This is a genomic window from Rubrivirga halophila (genome assembly GCF_046845755.1).
GTDB lineage: Bacteria > Bacteroidota > Rhodothermia > Rhodothermales > Rubricoccaceae > Rubrivirga.
Genome location: NZ_CP177357.1, coordinates 829,982 through 845,376 on the forward strand (window position 1 = coordinate 829,982; position 15,395 = coordinate 845,376).

Here is a 15,395-nt window from a genome sequence, read left to right on the forward strand (position 1 = left end):
CCCCCATGCAGATCCTCGACGCCCCCCGCGCGCTCCCCGCCGAGGCCCCCGACCAGGGCTTCCCGTGCCGCGCGTGCGGGACGCCCGTCCGGTTTTCCGTCGTCGACCTCGGCTCCAGCCCGCCGTGCCAGAACGTGGTGCAACCCGAGGACCTCGGGGCAGGGGAGACGTTCTTCCCCCTGCACGCCTTCGTCTGCCACGCGTGCTCGCTCGTCCAGATCGACGAGGTCGTCCCCCCCGAAGCGATCTTCGCCGGCGAGTACGCCTACTTCTCGTCGTACTCCGACTCCTGGGTCGCCCACGCCGCCCGCTACGTCGACGCCGTCGCCGACCGGTTCGGGCTGACCGGCGACTCGCTCATGGTCGAGATCGCCAGCAACGACGGGTACCTCTTGCAGCACGCCGTCGCGCGCGGGATCCCGTGCCTGGGCGTCGAGCCCGCCGCGAACGTGGCCCAGGCCGCGCGAGAGAAGGGCGTCCCGACGCGCGTCGCCTTTTTCGGCGAGGCCGAGGCCCGCGCCATGCGCGCCGAGGGCATCTGCGCCGACCTCATCGCGGCCAACAACGTGCTCGCGCACACGCCCCACCTCAACAGCTTCGTCGCCGGCCTCGCGGTCTTGCTGGCGGATGATGGCGTGGCGACCGTCGAGTTTCCCCACCTGCTCCGGCTCGTCGACGAGAACCAGTTCGACACCATCTACCACGAGCACTTCTCGTACTTCTCGTTCACCGCCGCCGAGCGCGTGTTCGCCCGCCACGGGCTGACGCTGTTCGACGTCGAGGAACTGCCCACCCACGGCGGCTCGCTCCGCATCTACGCCCGCCACGACGCCGACGCCTCCAAGCCCGTCACCGACCGGGCGACGGCGCTCGCGGACAGGGAGCAGGCCTGGGGCGTCGACGACCTCGCGACCTACGCCGCCTTTGCCGAGCAGGTGCGCGAGACCAAGCGCGGGCTCCTCGACTTCCTCATCGCCGCGCGGCGCGACGGCAAGACCGTCGTCGGCTACGGCGCCCCGGGCAAGGGCAACACCCTCCTCAACTACTGCGGCATCCGGACCGACCTCCTCGACTACACCGTCGACCGCAACCCGTACAAGCAGGGGACCTACACGCCCGGCGCCCGCATCCCCGTCTACGACCCGTCGCGCATCGCCGAGACGCGGCCCGACTACGTCCTCATCCTGCCCTGGAACCTGCGCGACGAGATCGCGAGCCAGATGAGCCACATCCGCGACTGGGGCGGCCGGTTCGTCGTCCCCATCCCCCGCGTCGAGGTGTTTTAGAATGGAGTGCGGGCGGAGGGAGTGGGGAGGGGGCCTACAGGATCCCGCCGTTCCCCGGTCCCCGGTCCCCAGTCCCCGGTCCCCAGTCCCCGGTCCCCATGGTTCTCGACCCCACCCCGATCCCTGGCTGCCACGTCGTCCGGCCCGAGCGCCACGCCGACGACCGCGGCCACTTTGCCCGGACGTGGGACCCCGACGCCTTCGCCGCCGCCGGCCTTGACGCGAGCGTCGCCCAGTGCTCGACCTCGTTTAACGCGCGTGCCGGGACGCTCCGCGGGATGCACTGGCAGGCCGCGCCGCACGGCGAGCAGAAGCTCGTCCGCTGCACGCGCGGCGCCGTCTACGACGTCTGCCTCGACCTCCGAACAGACTCCCCGACGTTCCGGCAGTGGCACGCCGAGACGCTGACGGCCGACAACGGGCTCGCGCTCGTCGTCCCCCCCGGCTGCGCCCACGGCTTCCTGACGCTGGCCGACGACTCCGAGGTGTTTTATACGATGAGCACGCCTTACGTCCCCGACGCCGGGCGCGGCGCGCGCTACGACGACCCCGCGTTCGGGATCGCCTGGCCGCGCGAGGTCACGGTGATCCACCCCCGCGACGCGGGCTACCCGCTGGCGGGGTAGGGAAGGGGGCCGCTCGCGCGAGGTCGTGCTCGCCAGACCCCCCGTCCGCACCGCGCCCCGCACGCGGGGCTGGCGCCAGCAGCCACGCGCCGCGAACACCCAGCACGCCGCCGCACGGACTGTCCCCCTTGCCAAGGGGGACAGCGTCCCGACCTGGGAGCGCAGCGACCGGAAGGGACGCGGGGGGTCTGCCGAGCACCACCGTTCGCTCGCCAGACCCCCCGTCCGCGCGGCGCCCCGCACGCAGGCTGGCGCCCGCACCCGCGCGCTCAGAGCGACGCCGCGCGAACTGTCCCCCTTGTCAAGGGGGACAGCCCGAGGCGCCCTGAGCGCAGCGATGGCGCCGCTGGCGGGGGGGCTACCGAGCACACGCACCCCGCTCGCGCCCGCCCCCACGCGATCCTCCCCTCCAGCCTGTCCCCGCGCAGGCAGGGAGGAGGGGCCGGGGGCGGGTGATCGCCTCATGCCGTTCGCGTACAGCAGTAAGTTTCCGGTCAACCATACTAGCCGTGAACGAGCGCCGGACCTCTACTCTCGCGGGCTGAAATACATGATTGTCTACAAAGAGACGAAGGCGCAGTTCGTGGGCGACGTATTGTCGAACGACATCGCGGGGGTCATTCACCGGAGGGTCCAGCAGGTCACAGGGGGGCGCGTGAGCGAGAGCGAGGTGATGTCGTGGGGCAACTCGCTCCTCTACATGAACAACGTTCTAGCGGACGAGGCCATCCCCGATGATGCTCGTGTTTCTATCGAGTACCACCTCCCCCGGTCCTCCAAACGGGTGGACTTCCTCCTCTCAGGTCGAGATGAGACCGGGCGGGAGAACGTAGTGCTGATTGAGCTGAAGCAATGGTCGGAAGCCGAGGCGACCGAAATGGACGGGATCGTGAGGACGCGTTTCCGGCGGGGATGGGCTAGCGTCAGCCACCCGTCCTACCAAGCTTGGTCGTACGCGGCCCTCCTCGAGAGCTTCAACGCCACCATCCAGAACGAGGGGATTGGGATCTGGCCTTGTGCCTACTGTCATAACTATGACCCCAACCAGGGACCCGAACCTGCTCTCGATCATCCGGCCTACGACGACCATAGAGAGCGGGCCCCCCTCTTCCTCAAGCCAGACGCGCTTCGGCTCCGGGACTTTATCAAGCGGTACGTCAAGTACGGAGATGATGCGGATGTCATCTATCGCATCGAGCACGGGGAGATCCGGCCCTCGAAGAGCCTAGCCGACGCCCTGGAGTCGATGCTGCGTGGCAATGAGGAGTTCGTCATGCTCGACGAACAAAAGGTGGTGTACGAGAAAGCACTTGCGCTCGCGGAACGCGCTGGCTCCGACGACAAACACGTGTTGATCGTCGAAGGCGGGCCGGGGACAGGCAAGTCCGTTGTCGCCGTCAACCTCCTCGTCGCACTCACGTCGGGTGGCCACGTCGCGCAGTATGTCACGAAAAACGCGGCCCCGCGCGCGGTCTACGAGCAGCGGCTCGTCGGCTCCCACAAGAAATCAGCGATCTCGAACCTCTTCACCGGGTCCGGCGCGTTCCAAGGAGCATCCCCTGGCGAGTTCGATGTCCTCATTGTTGACGAGGCCCACCGACTGAACGAGAAGAGTGGGCTCTATAAGAACCTCGGCGAGAACCAAGTCATGGAGCTCGTTCGGGCAGCGGACCTCTCGGTGTTCTTCCTCGACGAGGACCAGCGGGTCACGTTCGACGACATTGGTGAGCGCGTAGAGATTGAGCGGTGGGCCGCAGAACAAGGGGCGACCGTGCACTCGCTCGAACTCTCCTCGCAGTTCCGGTGCAACGGGTCTGACGGCTATCTCGCTTGGCTCGACCATACGCTTGGTATCAGAGAGACGGCCAACCCCGTCCTCACCCCAGACGAGTTCGACTTCCGGGTGGTCGACTCCCCCGCCGTACTCAGGGACTTGATCCGAGAGAAGAACGATGAGAACAAGGCCAGGATGGTGGCGGGATACTGCTGGCGATGGGTTAGCAAGAAGGACCCATCGCAGGACGACATCGTGTTCCCCGAGTACGGGTTCTCTCACAAGTGGAACCTGACGACCGACGGGAGCCTCTGGATCGAGTCCCCGGACTCCATCGGTGAGGTTGGATGCATCCACACCTGCCAAGGGCTCGAGCTTGACTACGTAGGGGTCATCGTCGGTCGCGACCTTCAAGTCCGAGGAGACGAAGTGGTGACGGACGCGAGTGAGCGGGCGAGCTACGACAGTTCGGTCCGAGGCTACAAGAAGAAGTTGAAGGAAGACCCGGAAGCAGCCCGAGAGTTGGCTGACCGCGTGATTAAGAACACGTACCGGACTCTGCTCACGAGAGGAATGAAGGGGTGCTACGTCTACTTCGTCGACGACGAGGCTGCCGACTTCTTCCGGTCTCGAATGGCGTCAGCTGCGGCTATGTCAGGGCCGGACACAGCTACTGCCGACAGCCGATACCGGATCGGATAGGTCTCGAGGCCGAACAGCTTCGAACCTTTAGTTACCCGCCCGGCGGAAACGCGAGCCCCTCAGCGCCCCCGCCGTCGCCCGCCGCTTCCACAACGCCCGCCGCGACGTCGTCGCCGACCTCCTCGACACCCCCGCCGAACTCGGCCAGGCCCGTCACGCCGACACCTTCGCCGCCTGACGCCTCGGGCGACGCCCCGCTCGGCAGACCCCCCGCCAGCGGCGCCATCGCTTCGCTCAAGGCGCCTCTGGCTGTCCCCCTTGGCAAGGGGGACAGTCCGCGCGGCGTCGTCCGGGGTGTTCGCGGCGCACGGGTGCTGGCCCCCGCCTGGCGTGCGGGGCGCCGCGCGGACGGGGGGTGCTCGCGAGCGAACGGGGGTGCCCGGCAGACCCCCCGCTCGGACGCGCGTAAGGATCGCAAGCCGAGCAGGGTTGGCGTGGCGCGTCCAAGCTGTCCCCCTTGCCAAGGGGGACAGTCCGCGCGGCGTCGTGCCGGGTGTTCGCGGCACATGGGTGCTGGCGTCCGCCTGGCGTGCGGGGCGCCGCGCGGACGGGGGGTCTACCGAGCACGACCTCGCCCCAGCGATCCGCCCGCCCGTGGAGCGCCCCCGCCGTTGCTTGCGTCGTCCCCGACGCCCGCCCCGTGCCGCTCTACAACCGCCGCCCCTACCGCACGCTGCGCCGCCGCTTGCGCAGCCACGGCACGCCCGCCGAGGCCGCCCTCTGGACCCTCCTCAAAGCCCGGCGTCTCGACGGCTGGCGCTGGCGCCGTCAGTTCAGCGTCGGCCCCTACATCCTCGACCTGTACTGCCCTGCCGCTCGGCTCGCCATCGAGCTCGACGGCGCCGTCCACGACGCCCCCGCACGACGCGACTACGACGCCGACCGGACCCGCCACCTCGCCGCCGTCGGCATCCGCGTCCTCCGATTCGAGAACCGCACGGTCTTCGACGCCCCCTCCCAGGTGCTCGACGCCATCCGAGCCGCGCTGAGCACCTCCGGCTCAGAGCCGGGCGAATAGGTGCCCCGCCAACGCCCCTAGCCGCCCACCGAGCGCCCTTCGCCCGCGCGCCCCCCGCAGTGCAAGAGGCCGCACGCGCTCTGCAAGAGGCCGCACGCGCTCTGCAAGAGGGCACACGCGCTCTGCAAGGGGTCGCACGCGCTGTGCAAGAGGTCGCACGCGCTGTGCAAGAGGTCGCACGCGCTGTGCAAGGGCCCGCACGCGCTGTGCGAGAGGGCGCACGCGCACTGCAAGAGCCTTCCCGCGCTGTGCGACGGCTCTCTCCCGCAACGCGCCCCGGAGTCAGCCACCGCGCCCCCCACGCCGGATCGCCCCTGCGTCGTGCCCCGCACCCGTGCAGGCCCTTGAACGGGAATGACGGGTGTCCTACTCTTTCCTCCGACTCCACCGCCCCCGCTATACGGTCCACACCCCCTCGTCGTCATGTCCAACTATCGTCGCCTCCCCATCCCCGACCTCGTCAAGGAGTCGCTCACCCTCTACACGAACGCCGCCGACGACCCCGAGATCGCGGCCCTCCTCGCCGACCCCTACGGCTACGCCCCCGAGGACTTCGCCGCCGGCCTCGCCCTCCGCCAGGCCGTCGTCGACGGCTCCGAAGAGACCGGCGCCGAGACCGCCGACAGCCGCCTCGCCACCGGACAGGTCAAGCGCGCCACCCGAGCCCTCCGCGCGCAGTTCGTGGAGCACCGCGAGGCCGCCCGCGACCGGTACCGCCGCGACTCCGAGACCTGGAGCGCCCTCCGCCTCTCCGGCGACACCCCCGACAGCCGCGCCGCCATCATCGAGGCCGCCCGCAGGTTCTACGGCACCGCCGAAGAGCGCCCCGACCTCGTCGCCGAGATCCGCGGCCTGACGCCGGCCATCGTCGCCGAGTCCCAGGCCCTCATCCAGGCCGCCGAGACCAGGGACTCCGCCCAGGACGACGAGGCCGGCGAGGCCCGCACCGCCTCGGAGTCCTACAAGGCCGCCGTCGACGCCCTCCGCGAGCACGCCGCCGAGCTCGCCAACACCGCCGAGCGCGCCCTCAAAGGCCGCCCCGGCCTTTTGCGGAAGCTCGGCCTGTAGCGGCCTCGGTCCCCCGGCTCGCGCCCGCCGGCTCGCGCGGGTGGAAACGGCCCGCCTGCTCGCGCGTCTAGGGCGCTCCACCGCCCTTCTCGACCAGACGTGAGCCCCGACACCTCTCCATGAGTTGCGTCGTCCTCGTGGGGTCGCGGCGTCCAGCGGTCGAGGCGGTCCGCCGGCTGGGGCTGCGCGCCGTGCTCGTCGCCGACCGCGCGCCCGGCTCGCGCACGGCCGCGCTCGTCGCCGACGTCGTCGAGACCCCGTTCGACGCGCCCCTGTCGCACTGGCAGGCGCTCGCCGAGACGCTCCGCCGCCACCGCCCCAGCGCCGTCCTGGCGCTGACCGAGCGGGCGGTCCTGCCGGCGGCCCACCTCCGAGAAGCGCTCGGGCTCGACGGCGTGAGCGTCGCCACCGCCCGGCGGTGCACCCACAAGGGCGCCATGAAACGGGCCGTCCGCGACGCCGGGCTCGCGTGCGCCGACTTCGTGCTGGCGGAGGAGGGGCTGGGGCGCGAGGCGCTCGTCGCGCGGCTCGGCCTCCCGCTCGTCGTCAAGCCGTGCGTCGGGTCCGGGGGGCGCGGGACCGAGGTCGTGCGCGAGAGGGGGGACGTGCCCGAGCGCTTGCCCCCAGGCTGGATGGCCGAGGCGTTCGTGACGGGGACCGAGATGAGCGCCGAGGGCATCGGGTGGGGCGGCCAGATGCGCTGGATGAGCGCGACCGACTACGTCGTCCCGTGCGAGGCCAGCCTGGTCCCGGCGCCCCTCGACCCGGGCGCGGCGTCGGCGATCCGCCGGCTCCACGGCGCCGCGTGGCGCGCGCTCGGCGTCGAGCGGGGCCTGACCCACCTCGAGGTGTTCCTCGGTCCCGAGGGGCCCGTCTTCGGCGAGCTCGCCGTGCGCCCGCCGGGCGGCCACTTGATGCGCCTGATCGGTCTGGCGTACGGGATCGACGCCTGGGAGGCGTGGGTCCGCGTCGAGTGCGGCGAGCCCGTCGCCCTGCCCGAGCGCGCCCGCCGGTCGGCCGCGGTGTGGATCTGGCACCCCGGCGCCGGCGTGGTGCAGGAGGTCGAGGGGGTCGACGCGGTCCAGGACCTGCCCGGCGTCGTCGAGGCGACGGTCCGCGTCGCGCCGGGCGACGCCGTCGGCCCGCGCGAGGGGTCCGGCCAGGAGGTCGGCCACGTCGTCGTCACCGGCGAGGCCCCCGACGAGGCCCGCGCCCGCCTCGACGCCGCCCGCGACGCCGTCCGCATCGCCATCGACCCCGCCGGGATCGAGCGGGCGTAGACCGCGTGCGGCAACGCCGCGCGGTGTGTCCTCCAGCGCGGCCGTTCAGGCGTCCCCTATGCCCTCAAGGGAGGTGGTCCCCAGGGGTCGGAGAGTGTCCGTATGAGCCCGGCTGCTGGACGCCCCTCACCCTGTCCCTCTCCCGCGGGGAGAGGGGACGCATCTGGAGGGCTCGTGCAGTGTGCCAAACAGTCCTCCCCCTGGACAGGGGGAGTTAGAGGGGGTAGATCGGCCGGTGCGCGGCGTCCACCGCTACTATCCCTGGCTGCGCCGACGCTGCGAGACGTCCAGGAGGGAAACTCTCGTCGTCTCGGACGGCCTCTCGGACGTCCCCCTAGGAAGGGGGACGCGGAGCGGAGCGACGCCGGGGGATGTCGGGCCGAGCACGACGACCGCCCACGCCTCGGACGCCGCCCTAGTAGCCCGCGTCGTCGAGCATGCCCTGGGCCACCTCCGCGTTCCAGCCCTCCATCGCGCGGAGCCCGACGGCCACCAAGGGGATCCCGCCCGTCCCGCCGCGCGCCGCGTACTCGCGCTGGCCCTCGGGGTCCTTCTCGATGTCCACCACCCGGTGCGGCACGTCGTTGTCGGCCATGTACTCGCGCGCCTGGGCGCAGTACGGGCACCACTCGGTCACGTAGAGGACCACCTCGGCCTTGCCGTCGACCGTCGCCGGGTTCGTCAGCGCCGCCGGCGGCGGGGGCGGCTGGGTGCCGGGCGGCGGCGGCATCTCGGGCAACGCGCCCGGCGGGACGCCCGCCTCGGCGGCCTGCGCCGCGTCCATCGGCGGGCGCGACTCGAGCCGGCAGCCACCGACGGCGACGACGAACAACAGGGCGAACAGGGCGAACCGCATGAGTCGAGAGGGGAGACGACGAAAGGTATCGGCAGGGGAGACCCTCAGACGTAGCCGCCCCGCGCATTCGTACCCCGCGCCCGCCCACCGGCCTCCTGTCTCGGACCCCTCCCATCCTCTTCTCCTCAACTCCTCTCCTCTTCCGGGGGGGATCCGTGCCCGGCCGGGCCCGTACCCGCGCGCCCCCCTCCGCCCCGCATGACGCCCGCCACGCTCGCCCCGGACACCGACGCGCTCGTCGACCACCCCGCCTTCGAGGCCGTCCGCGCGCTCGGCGGCGTCGAGGAGTACCGGCACCGCGCGAATGGCCTGACCGTCCTGCTGGCGCCGGGCGCCGCGGCCCCGGTCGCCGCCTTCCAGGTCACGTACCGCGTCGGCAGCCGCAACGAGGGCGCCGGGCTCACGGGCGCCACGCACTTGTTGGAGCACCTGATGTTCAAGGGGTCCGAGCGGTTCAACCGGGACCTCGGGACGTCCGTCTTCCAGGTGCTCCAGTCTGTCGGCGGCCAGATCAACGCGACGACGTGGTACGACCGGACCAACTACTACGCGCTCCTGCCGAGCGAGCACCTCGGGCTGGCCGTCGAGATCGAGGCCGACCGGATGCGCGGCGCGCGCGTCCGCGACGAGGACTTGCTCTCCGAGCGGACCGTCGTCCTCAACGAGCTCGACCGGGGCGAGAACGAGGCGCTCCGCAAGCTCATCCACGCGACCTACGCGACGGCCTTCCAGGCCCACCCCTACGGCCACCCCGTCATCGGCTGGCGCTCCGACGTCGAGGCCGTCACCGCCGACGGGCTCCGCCACTTCTACGACACCTACTACTGGCCGTCCCGCGCCACGGCGACCGTCGCCGGCCAGTTCGACCGCGCCGAGGCGCTCGACCTCATCGAGGCGCACTTCGGCCAGATCCCCGCCGACGCGAGCGGCGACCCCGACGCCCCGGCCCCGCTCGTCCACCGCGACCCCGACGCCGCCGTCACGCGCGAGCCCGAGCAGCGCGGCGAGCGCCGCGTGACGGTCCGCCAGGCCGGCGAGCTCGGCGCCGTCCTCCTCGCGTACAAGGCGCCCGCCGGACTCGACGAGACGGCCGACGCGCTCGACGTGCTCGTCCAGATCCTGGCCGCCGGCAAGTCGGGCCGCCTGTACCGCGCGATGACCGACCAGGGGCTCGCGACCTCGTCGTCGGCCTACTATCCGCGCCTGCGCGACCCCGGCCTGTTTATCGCCTACGCCACGCTCGCGCCCGACGTCTCCCACGAGGCCGCCGAGGCCGCCCTGGAAACCGCCCTCTACGCCATCGCCGCCGAGGGCGTGACCGACGAGGAGCTCGCGCGCGCCCGCCGCCAGGTCGTCGCCGACGAGGCCTTCGGACGCGACGGACCGTATGCCGTCGTGTCCCAACTCAACGAGGCCATCGCCGTCGGCGACTGGACGCTCTTCGCCGAGTACCGCGACCGCATCGAGGCCGTCTCCGCCGCCGACGTCCAGGCCGCCGCCGCCGCCGTCTTGGACGACGACCGCCGGACGGTCGCCTGGTACGTCCCCGAGTAGACGGGCGTCGGTCGAGGGGGGAGGCCCGAGGCTGTCCCCCCGTTTCGCATTCTCTGATCCCCTGCCCGCTGGTCCCCTGTCCACTGCCCCGCTGACCCTCGCCGATCGCGTCCACGACGCCGCCGCCGGTCCCGCCCGCCTGCTCGCCCTCCCGACCGAGGTCCCCGACGTCGTCAGCTTCCGGGGCTCGTTCGAGGCCGCCCCCGACCTCGCCGACGCCGACGACGTCGTCCAGTCGCTGCTCGCGAACCTGCTCGACAAGGGGACCGAGGCGCACGACCGCTTCGCCATCGCAACCGCCCTGGAGGGCCGCGGCGCCCAGGTCTCGTTCTACGCCGACGGCCTCCGCCTCGGCTTCGCCGGCCGCGCCCTGCGCGACGACCTCGACCTCGTGATCGGCCTGGTCGCCGAGCAGCTGATGACGCCCGCGCTCGACCCCGACGAGGTCGAGAAGGCCAAGGTCCGCGCCGTCGCCGGCGTCCGCCGCTCGCGCGAGTCGACGGGCGCCCAGGCCTCGGGCGCGCTCTCGCGCCGGATCTACGGCCCGGCGCACCCCAACCACGTGCTCGACCCCGACGCCGAGATCGCGCGCGTCGAGGCCGTCACCCCGGACGACCTCCGCGACTACCACGCCAGCCACGTCGGGTCGGAGGGCCTGACGGTCGCCGTCGTCGGCGACGTGGACCCGGACGCGGTCGCGGCCGCCCTCGCCCACGCCTTCGCCGACCTCGCCCCGCACGGCCGCCAGCCCGTCTTCACGGCCCAAGCGGGCTCCGACACGCCGGGCCGCGTCGTCATCGAGATGGCCGACCGCAACAACCTCGACGTCCGGCTCGGCCACGCCGTTGACTTGCGCCGGGACCACGACGACTTTCTGGCGGCGTACGCGGGCGTCTTCGCGCTCGGCGGCAACTTTTCGGGCCGCCTGATGCAGACCGTCCGCGACGAGCAGGGCCTGACGTACGGGATCGGCGCCGGGCTCGGGGCCCCGTCGGTCCGCTACGACGGCCACGTCGGCATCAACGTGACGCTGAGCCAGGAGAACCTCGACCGGGGCATCGCGGCGACGCGCGCCGAGGTCGAGGCGTTCGTCGCCGAGGGCGTCTCGCCCGACGTGCTGGCAGGCGTGCAGACCACGCTCGCGGGCCGCCACGTCGTCGGGCTGGCGACGACGTCGGGCGTCGCGGCGCGCCTGCTCGTCAACGCCGAGCGCGGGTTCGCCGTGGACTACCTCGACCGCTACCCGGCCCTGGTCTCCGCCCTGACCGCCGACGAGGTCACCGCCGCCGTCCGCCGCCACGTCCGCCCGGCCGCGTTCCACGAGGCCGTCGCCGGCACCCTGCCCGAGGCCGCGTAGAGGGCTCGGGGGCGAGGCGATCGCCGGTCCCCCTTGCCCGCCCTTCTCATATTTTCAACGCGGGCGCGGGGCGAGGGCGGGCGCGCCGTGATAGCTTGGGGGGACCGTGCTCGCACGGATACGGAGGCTATAGCTCAGTTGGTTAGAGCGCCAGGTTGTGACCCTGGAGGCCGTGGGTTCAATTCCCACTAGTCTCCCTCCGGCTCCCAGCGGAGTCTCCCCGCCGCGTTCATCTAGGGGTTAGGATGCCACCCTTTCACGGTGGTCACACGGGTTCAAATCCCGTACGCGGTACGCCCTCGGGGTGCGGGCCCCGGTCAAGACGACCGCGCGGGAGTGCTCAGGCCGCGCGCGGGAGCGTGGTGCGGTCCCAGTCGCGAGCGAAGCCCAGGAAGCCCGGCAACGTCGCGGGGAGCTCGGACAGGCGGACGAGGCCCATCGCCCAGCTCCCGAACAAACGGCCATCGGGCCGCACCACGCCCGACCGCCGGGCGGTCGCCGACACGGGCCCCCGCGCCAGCGTCTCCACGTCGAAGTGCCGCGGGTCGGCCTTGATGCGGGCGTACAGGCCTTCGACCGCGGGCTCGGGCCCCTCGATCCACTGCACGAACTCGCCGGGCGCGCCGGGCACCGCGGGCAGCTCGCCGTAGAGCAGCAGGCCCGTCACGTCGATCGTCGGGTTGTGCGCCTCGGCCGTCGCGATGATGGCGTTGAGGTCGGGGGCGAGGAGCCCGGCGCGCGCGCGCGAGCGGTAGAGGACGGTGTGCATGGGCGGTCTACGCCGCGACGTCGGGAAACGACCCGCTACGCCGACGGTTCAGGAGTTGCACCGCCTGGCAGGGGGGAGGCCCCCCACACGCGCGCCCCGGCGCGGACGGCGACCAGGACCGCGAGCGGCAGCACGGCCGGGTGCATCGGCTCGGGCAGCACGGCCCACAGCGCGACCACACCGGCGGTCACGGCCGCGGTCGCGATCGCGTACGGACGCCAGCGGCCCAGCTCAGGCCGGCGCAACACGACCGCAAAGGCGAGGTGCGTCGGCCACATCCAGAGCAGCTCGAGGTTGGCGCGCGTCACGTAGTGCTCCGTCGCCACCCACAGCAGGAGCAGGATGAGCCCCACGGCTCCCACGACGGCGAACAGCGCCGAATCGAACGCGCGGGCGGCCCGGCTCGCGGGCGTGCGCCAGCCCCACGCGGTGACCAGGAGCCCCAGCGCCAGCACCCCCCACCCGACGGCCGTCGGCCACGGAAACGCGGGCTCGACGGTCCCGGCCCCCTCGACCCAGAACAGCGTGTCGCGCGCGGCCACCAGCGGCCGGCCGCCGACCGTCGCGCCGTCGGCGGCCGCGAGCAAGGCGTCGGGCAGGAAGATGGCCTCGCGCGGCCCGGCGACGCGGTCCATCGGGAGCCCCAAGCCGAGGTTGGTGCCCAGGTCGATGATGGGCTGACCGAGCGAGTACGGCCCGACGAGATCGCGGAACGTGGCGTCGCCGGGCGGGGCCGGCAGGTCGATGCGCGGCTGGCCGGTCGCCACGAGCGCGGCGTCGAGCACGTCGATCAAGCGCGTCGAGCAGTTGTCGCGCAAAAAGTCGTAGCGGTACGCCCGGTTGGCCGGGAGCGCGTTGATCTCCAGCAAGTCATAGAGCGCCCGGACCGTCTCGGGCGGCAGGTCCAGCCGCTGCTCGATAATGGGCCGGCCGAGCGAGCGGTACCGCGCCAGCTCGAGGGCGAACGGCGCCGTGCCCAGGATGTAGTCGAGGCGGCCGGACATGAACCGCAGGACGAAGTTGGGCTGCTCGAAGCTGAACGTGCCGTAGTTGTACGTCCGGTCGAGCCCCGCGGCTGGGTCAACGATCCGGAGCGCATTGTGGCCCCACAGGCTGTAGACCTCGTCGCCAGGCACCATCGTGAGCAGCGACACGCGCGCGGAGTCGGACAGCCCGATCGGGGCAGGGGGGGAGGACTGGGCCGCGGCGGGCGCGGCGGCGACGAGCAGCGCGAGGACGAGGAGACGCATGCCGCCAAGCTACCCGCCCCCTCGCGCCACGCCCGGGCCTGCTTCCGCACGGGCGCGAGACACGAACCGTCGCCGAGGACCGGCGCGCAGGGGCCTCGTCCCAGCCGACTCGCGCCCGGTCAGCGACGCCTACCCCGCCGACTCGAAGCGGAGGGCCTCCAGTTCCTCGGGGTCGGTCACAGTCGTCACCAACCCCCCGCAGTCCCGGCACACGTAGGCGACCGTGGACGGGCGCGGATGCGTTCCGGTGAGGAACCGAAGCCGGCGGAGCCCCGCGTAGAGCCTCACCGCCTGGGCGCTGGGGTGGTCCCGGTCGTGCCCGCAGACGCACGGCTCGGTCGGAGCCGCCACGGCTGGGCGCGCCGCCGCCGCCCGATCGGCCGACCGCGGACGTCCCCGCAACTCGCGGGCGTGCGCTTCGACGACCGCTGCCTCGTTGGCGGCCTCGCGGTCGGTCCACCGCTGGACCGCCTCGTCGAGCGACCACGGGCCGCTGCCCCACACGCTCAGGACGGCGAGCACCACTGCCACGAACGCGGCGAACGCGAACTCCTGGCTGAACAGCCCGTCGGCGGGCAGGTGCACCAGCAGCCCCGCCCCGACCAGGATCGGGAGCTGGGCCAGCGCCGCGATCCGCGTCAGCAGGCCGAGCGCGAGCAGGAGCCCACCCGCCGCGTGCGACAGGCCAACGTAGTGCATCAGCGCGAGGGCGGCGAACGGACTCTCCGCCCCGCCGGGCAGGAGCGACGTGTACGCCCCTGGGTCGGAGAGGAACAGGGTCCCCCGAACGGCCAGGCCGACCCCCACGTAGATGCGGATCAGGTCGAGGGCGACGGCGCGGTGAGCATCCGTCCACGTGACGAGGTCGCGGGTCATGGCTCGTCGGGGTTGTTGTGTTTGTGGAACGTAGGTGGGTGGCGGTTCCGTTCCCCAGCGGTCCTCCCCGCGCGGGCTCGCCCGGCCGGAGCCCCCGCCGGTACCTTCGAGGCCACCGCCCGAAGACGCCCCCGTGACCCGGAAAACGAAAGCGGCCGTCGTGCTCGACCGCCTGCGCGACGCCATCCCCGAGCCCGAGACCGAGCTCGACTTCCGGAACGAGTTCGAGCTCCTCGTCGCCGTGATCCTGTCGGCCCAGTGCACCGACAAGCGGGTCAACCTCGTGACCCCGGCCCTGTTCGAGGCGTACCCGACGGCGACGGCGATGGCGGACGCGAGCCCCGACGAGATCTTCGAGCTCATCAAGTCGATCACGTTCCCCAACAACAAGGCCAAGGCGCTCGCGACGACGGCCCGGATGCTCCGCGACGCGCACGGCGGCGAGGTCCCCCGCGCGCATGCCGACCTGGTGAAGCTGGCGGGCGTCGGGCGCAAGACGGCGAACGTCGTCGTGCAGGTGGCCTTCGGAGAGGCCGCGATCGCCGTCGACACGCACGTCTTCCGGGTCGCGAATCGGATCGGGCTCGTGGCCGACAAGCCGACGCCCCTCGCGGTCGAGGCCGGCCTGCGCCGCGTGCTCGACCGCGAGGATTGGGGCGAGGCACACCACCTCCTCATCCTGCACGGCCGGTACACGTGCCTGGCCCGCACCCCCGCGTGCGACCGGTGTCCGCTCACCGACGTCTGCGACTACTACGCCGCCCTCCAGCGCCTGCCCGCGCCGATCCCGGGGCTGGCGAAGAACAAGGGGCGCTACTACTCGAAGACCGCCGACCGCTACTTCGACGAGCCGGCGCTCAAGACCGACCGCGCCGGCGTCGAGCAGATCGCCGACCCGTGGACGGGCTCGATGAACGTCTACGACACGAAGACCGGCCGGACGACCAAGCGCGTCAAGGACTACCGGATCTGAGGCGAG

14 protein-coding genes and 2 tRNA genes are annotated in these 15,395 nt (G+C 72.2%); 11 read left to right on the forward strand and 5 right to left on the reverse strand.

Annotated elements, in window-relative coordinates; translation table 11 throughout:
• The first annotated feature begins 5 nt into the window (after nucleotides 1-5).
• The 3 genes from ACLIRP_RS03445 to ACLIRP_RS03455 all read left to right on the forward strand — a co-directional run bounded on the left by ACLIRP_RS03445 (nucleotide 6) and on the right by ACLIRP_RS03455 (nucleotide 4,388).
• Nucleotides 6-1,286 carry a methyltransferase domain-containing protein gene (locus tag ACLIRP_RS03445; RefSeq protein ID WP_412062564.1) on the forward strand — a complete coding sequence of 427 codons (1,281 nt, stop codon included), beginning with the start codon at nucleotides 6-8 and terminating at the stop codon, nucleotides 1,284-1,286.
• Between the two features lie 98 nt (nucleotides 1,287-1,384).
• Complete coding sequence (locus ACLIRP_RS03450) at nucleotides 1,385-1,912, forward strand: dTDP-4-dehydrorhamnose 3,5-epimerase family protein (RefSeq protein ID WP_412062565.1); 528 nt, start codon at nucleotides 1,385-1,387, stop codon at nucleotides 1,910-1,912.
• Nucleotides 1,913-2,375: 463 nt separating this feature from the next.
• Nucleotides 2,376-4,388, forward strand: coding sequence for a DNA/RNA helicase domain-containing protein (locus ACLIRP_RS03455; protein WP_412062566.1), 2,013 nt, complete (start codon nucleotides 2,376-2,378; stop codon nucleotides 4,386-4,388).
• 31 nt (nucleotides 4,389-4,419) lie between these two features.
• Here ACLIRP_RS03455 and ACLIRP_RS03460 read toward each other — a convergent pair whose 3' ends face one another.
• On the reverse strand, nucleotides 4,420-4,626 hold the full coding sequence (locus tag ACLIRP_RS03460) for a hypothetical protein (protein ID WP_412062567.1): 207 nt from the start codon (nucleotides 4,624-4,626) through the stop codon (nucleotides 4,420-4,422).
• A gap of 402 nt (nucleotides 4,627-5,028) precedes the next feature.
• Between ACLIRP_RS03460 and ACLIRP_RS03465 the strand changes: the two genes are divergently transcribed.
• The 3 genes from ACLIRP_RS03465 to ACLIRP_RS03475 all read left to right on the forward strand — a co-directional run bounded on the left by ACLIRP_RS03465 (nucleotide 5,029) and on the right by ACLIRP_RS03475 (nucleotide 7,754).
• Nucleotides 5,029-5,406: an endonuclease domain-containing protein gene (locus tag ACLIRP_RS03465; protein WP_412062568.1), complete on the forward strand. Its 378-nt coding sequence runs from the start codon at nucleotides 5,029-5,031 to the stop codon at nucleotides 5,404-5,406.
• Nucleotides 5,407-5,829: 423 nt separating this feature from the next.
• Nucleotides 5,830-6,474, forward strand: coding sequence for a hypothetical protein (locus ACLIRP_RS03470; protein WP_412062569.1), 645 nt, complete (start codon nucleotides 5,830-5,832; stop codon nucleotides 6,472-6,474).
• A gap of 119 nt (nucleotides 6,475-6,593) precedes the next feature.
• The gene (locus ACLIRP_RS03475) at nucleotides 6,594-7,754 is read left to right on the forward strand and encodes an ATP-grasp domain-containing protein (RefSeq protein ID WP_412062570.1); all 1,161 of its coding nucleotides are present in this window, start codon (nucleotides 6,594-6,596) and stop codon (nucleotides 7,752-7,754) included.
• 415 nt (nucleotides 7,755-8,169) lie between these two features.
• Here the strand turns inward: ACLIRP_RS03475 and ACLIRP_RS03480 are convergent, their stop codons facing one another.
• The gene (locus ACLIRP_RS03480) at nucleotides 8,170-8,610 is read right to left on the reverse strand and encodes a glutaredoxin family protein (protein WP_412062571.1); all 441 of its coding nucleotides are present in this window, start codon (nucleotides 8,608-8,610) and stop codon (nucleotides 8,170-8,172) included.
• Nucleotides 8,611-8,808: 198 nt separating this feature from the next.
• Between ACLIRP_RS03480 and ACLIRP_RS03485 the strand changes: the two genes are divergently transcribed.
• From ACLIRP_RS03485 to ACLIRP_RS03500, 4 genes are all read left to right on the forward strand, one after another.
• Nucleotides 8,809-10,164, forward strand: a complete 1,356-nt coding sequence (locus tag ACLIRP_RS03485) for a M16 family metallopeptidase (protein WP_412062572.1) — start codon at nucleotides 8,809-8,811, stop codon at nucleotides 10,162-10,164.
• A gap of 139 nt (nucleotides 10,165-10,303) precedes the next feature.
• Nucleotides 10,304-11,521 (forward strand): M16 family metallopeptidase, encoded by a 1,218-nt coding sequence (locus ACLIRP_RS03490; RefSeq protein WP_412063685.1) that lies wholly within the window; start codon nucleotides 10,304-10,306, stop codon nucleotides 11,519-11,521.
• A 123-nt stretch (nucleotides 11,522-11,644) separates the two neighbouring features.
• Nucleotides 11,645-11,718, forward strand: a tRNA-His gene (locus ACLIRP_RS03495).
• 25 nt (nucleotides 11,719-11,743) lie between these two features.
• Nucleotides 11,744-11,815: transfer RNA gene (locus ACLIRP_RS03500), tRNA-Glu, on the forward strand.
• Nucleotides 11,816-11,861: 46 nt separating this feature from the next.
• On the opposite strand, the gene ACLIRP_RS03505 is transcribed toward ACLIRP_RS03500, so the two are convergent.
• The 3 genes from ACLIRP_RS03505 to ACLIRP_RS03515 form a co-directional block, all read right to left on the reverse strand.
• Entirely contained in the window at nucleotides 11,862-12,290 is a 429-nt protein-coding gene (locus tag ACLIRP_RS03505) for a BLUF domain-containing protein (RefSeq protein ID WP_412062573.1), read from the reverse strand.
• A gap of 35 nt (nucleotides 12,291-12,325) precedes the next feature.
• Nucleotides 12,326-13,540: a DUF4105 domain-containing protein gene (locus ACLIRP_RS03510; protein WP_412062574.1), complete on the reverse strand. Its 1,215-nt coding sequence runs from the start codon at nucleotides 13,538-13,540 to the stop codon at nucleotides 12,326-12,328.
• Between the two features lie 129 nt (nucleotides 13,541-13,669).
• On the reverse strand, nucleotides 13,670-14,416 hold the full coding sequence (locus ACLIRP_RS03515) for a DoxX family membrane protein (RefSeq protein WP_412062575.1): 747 nt from the start codon (nucleotides 14,414-14,416) through the stop codon (nucleotides 13,670-13,672).
• 133 nt (nucleotides 14,417-14,549) lie between these two features.
• Between ACLIRP_RS03515 and nth the strand changes: the two genes are divergently transcribed.
• Complete coding sequence (nth, locus tag ACLIRP_RS03520; protein WP_412062576.1) at nucleotides 14,550-15,389, forward strand: endonuclease III; 840 nt, start codon at nucleotides 14,550-14,552, stop codon at nucleotides 15,387-15,389.
• Nucleotides 15,390-15,395: the final 6 nt, after the last annotated feature.